4 protein-coding genes are annotated in these 2,822 nt (G+C 61.0%); all 4 read left to right on the plus strand.

The window, feature by feature from the left end; all coding sequences use genetic code 11:
* Positions 1–134 (plus strand): PLP-dependent transferase (locus JOZ76_RS11605; protein WP_291698771.1); only part of this gene is annotated, 134 nt, incomplete at its 5' end.
* 101 nt (positions 135–235) lie between these two features.
* Complete coding sequence (locus tag JOZ76_RS11610; RefSeq protein ID WP_291698768.1) at positions 236–808, plus strand: flavin reductase family protein; 573 nt, start codon at positions 236–238, stop codon at positions 806–808.
* Positions 809–836: 28 nt separating this feature from the next.
* On the plus strand, positions 837–1,787 hold the full coding sequence (gene epsC, locus JOZ76_RS11615) for a serine O-acetyltransferase EpsC (RefSeq protein WP_291698769.1): 951 nt from the start codon (positions 837–839) through the stop codon (positions 1,785–1,787).
* 276 nt (positions 1,788–2,063) lie between these two features.
* Positions 2,064–2,822 (plus strand): FAD/NAD(P)-binding protein (locus JOZ76_RS11620; RefSeq protein WP_291698770.1); only part of this gene is annotated, 759 nt, incomplete at its 3' end.

The following is a 2,822-nucleotide window of genomic DNA, read 5'->3' on the forward strand; positions in this document are numbered from 1 at the left end:
CCGAGGACCAGCTGGCGACCGGCGTCTCCGATGGTTATGTCCGTCTGTCAGTCGGCATCGAGCACATTGATGATATCATCGCGGACCTCGAGCGGGGACTCGCCGCTGCGGGAACCCTCGCGTCCGCAGCCTAGGCTCGAGGCTTGATACGCGGCCCGTTCACGGCCGCGAGTCGAACGCTTTAGCCATTCGCTTGTACCACCAGCGAGGCGAGGTGGCGCGAAAGGAGAGACAGATGAGCAAAGCGGACCTCCATCTCGTCAACGCTGCTGATGAAATCGAGCGACAGTTTCGTTCGGTCATGCGACGCTTGGCAGGCGGTGTCAGCGTCATCACCGCGGGTCGCGGCGACGACATCACGGGAATGACGGTCACATCACTGACGTCCTTGAGTGCTGCGCCACCCCGGCTATTGGTCAGTATCAACCGCCAGGCGTCCTCATTTTCTCTGATCGATCGCCATCGCCTCTTTGGGGTCAATATCCTCGGCTCTGATCAGCAGGAGCTCGCCGCCCGCTTCAGCAATGGCAAGCTCAAGGGCAAGCAACGTTTCGAAGGGATTTCCTGGTTTAGCGGCACGGCCGGAGTGCCGCTCTTGGATAACTCCCTTGCGACGATCGAATGCCAGGTCGAGGAGATCATCGAACGCCACTCCCACGGCATCGTGGTCGGAAGTCTTTTGGGCTTTGATCTGTCACACCGGCTCTCGGGCCTTGTTTACTGGAACGGCCAATACGTGGACATCGATGATGACAGCGATCTTAATGAGCTTGCCAACCGCAGTGTTCCGCTCGCGCACGCCCGCTAGACATGACTGAACATCGGGTCAAAGCAACATGAGGCGCGAAATCCTACCGAGGTCCCAGGTCGTCGCAACCGACCAGGACAGCGCGGCCGGAAAGCGCTGGCAACTCGATCGTATCGTCGCCGAGTTGCGGACATCGCGCGAAGAGACCCACAGCATCCGACGCGACGGAGAGGCGCGGCGTGCACCCTCGCGCGAAGCGCTGGAAAACATTCTGAATGGTCTGACTGAAGCGCTGTTTCCGCGGCATTACGGCCGCTTCGACCTGGATGGCGAGAACATCGACTATTTCGTCGGCAACACGCTGAGCATCGCGCTCGATTCGCTGTGCGAGCAGGTCCACCGCGGCGCGGTGTTCATCGGTGACGACTTGCTGCCGGGATTTCGTCGCGAGGACGCGATCGAGCTCACTCGCGCATTCGCATTGCAGTTGCCCGAGGTACGCGGTCTTCTGATCAGCGATCTTCGTGCCGCTTTCATCGGAGATCCCGCAGCCAAGAACTTTCCCGAGATTCTGATCGGCTATCCCGGCATGACCGCGATCATTCACCATCGCCTCTCACATATCCTGCATCGCCTGAATGCCCGGCTGGTGGCCCGCCTGATCGCCGAGATCGCCCATGCCAGGACCGGGATCGACATTCATCCGGGCGCCAGCATCGGCTCCGGCTTCTTCATTGATCACGGCACCGGCGTGGTGATCGGCGAGACCGCAATTATTGGCGACAATGTCCGGATCTACCAGGCCGTCACGCTCGGCGCGCGGCATTTCCCGACCGATGACGAGGGCAATCTGATCAAGGGCGACGCCCGCCATCCGGTCGTCGAAGACGACGTGATCGTCTATGCCGGCGCCACGATCCTCGGCCGGATCACGATCGGCCGCGGCTCGACGATCGGAGGCAACGTCTGGCTGACGCAGGATGTCCCGCCAAACAGCGTTGTAACGCAGGCAACGGCACGCAATAAACCCGCGTCTTAGGTCGACGTTCCTGCCGAATTCTGTTCAGCTGCCGGCAAGGCGGGCGGGCGATAGGCTAGCCTTCCTGAAACATTTCTTTTTTTGTACGCGATAAAGAACATTCCACTAGAACAGCGTTCTTGATCATCCAAAATCTTTTCTGCTCGAAATGAATACGCTGTCGTGATCCGACTTGCTGGCATGATCTTGTCATTTGCAAGCGTCGGGAACGCGAACACAACCTCGCCGCGTTTATGAATAAGGGTTAAGCTTTGGCTGCTAGCGAGGACTCGTCACATGATCAGGCGGCATGCGATCATCATCGGCGGCGGTGCGAGCGGCGTATTGCTCGCCTATCAATTGCTTCGGTTCGGCAGCCCCGCCTACCGGGTGACGCTAGTCGAACGGCGTCCGGAAATCGGGCGTGGGCTTGCCTATCACACCGGCAATCCCGAGCATCTGCTCAATGTGCGCGCTGCCAACATGAGCGCGCTGCCGGAAGATCCGGATCACTTCTGGCGCTGGCTGTCCGCGCGCGCCATCACCGGCTGCGGCGATCCCTATTGCTTCGTACCCCGGCGCGTCTATGGGGACTATATCGCGAGCCTGATCCGGCCATTGGTTTCGCGCGGTGATGAGGCAGACGGTCTTCGGATCATGAACGTCGAATGCGTCTCGATCAGCGAAGACGCCGATGGCGTCGTGATCGAGCTGGCGAACGGCGATCAGCTGTCGGGCGACGTCGCGATTCTGGCGACGGGTCATGATGCACGCAAGGCGCCGATGGCTTGCTATGCCGATCCGTGGACGCCGCCCTCGTCCGCGGGAATCGACAAAGATGCCCCGGTTCTGATCCTTGGCACGGGTCTGACCATGGCCGACTATGTGCGGTCGCTGCTGCGCGAGGGCCATGAAGGGCCGATCATCGCACTGTCTCGCCGCGGTCTGCTGCCGAAGGCGCACCGCGCCGTGGCCGCCCTGCGCATCGACGAAGCAGAGGTACCTTTCGGCGCGAGCGCGAGCCAGTTGCTGCGCTGGTTCCGACATCGCGCCTCG

The sequence above is a fragment of the Bradyrhizobium sp. genome, assembly GCF_019244115.1.
Taxonomy (GTDB): Bacteria; Pseudomonadota; Alphaproteobacteria; order Rhizobiales; family Xanthobacteraceae; genus Bradyrhizobium.

What these genes read in the sequence shown, in the direction of transcription:
- JOZ76_RS11610 (WP_291698768.1), top strand. Translation starts at nt 236, where the DNA reads ATGAGCAAAGCGGACCTCCATCTCGTCAACGCTGCTGATGAAATCGAG.
- epsC (WP_291698769.1), top strand. Translation starts at nt 837, where the DNA reads ATGAGGCGCGAAATCCTACCGAGGTCCCAGGTCGTCGCAACCGACCAG.